This window comes from Dactylosporangium aurantiacum, assembly GCF_000716715.1.
In the GTDB taxonomy this organism is placed as follows: Bacteria; Actinomycetota; Actinomycetes; order Mycobacteriales; family Micromonosporaceae; genus Dactylosporangium; species Dactylosporangium aurantiacum.
On record NZ_JNYJ01000226.1, the window covers coordinates 1 to 202 of the forward strand.

Sequence of the window (202 nt, forward strand, 5' to 3'; positions counted from 1 at the left end):
CCGGAACCTGTCGGTGACCGACAGCCAGATGAGCAAGTCGCTGGAGAAGCTCTCCTCCGGCTACCGCATCAACCGGGCGGCGGACGACGCGGCCGGCCTGTCCATCAGCGAGGGCCTGCGCTCGCAGATCGGTGGCCTCAAGGTCGCCGTGCGCAACGCGCAGGACGGCATCTCGGTCGTGCAGACCGCTGAAGGCGCGCTC

1 protein-coding gene is annotated in these 202 nt (G+C 69.3%); it reads left to right on the forward strand.

The window, feature by feature from the left end; genetic code table 11:
* Window positions 1–13 precede the first annotated feature (13 nt).
* The coding region (locus tag OP18_RS51025) for a flagellin N-terminal helical domain-containing protein (protein ID WP_033368100.1) at window positions 14–202 on the forward strand (189 nt) is incomplete at its 3' end.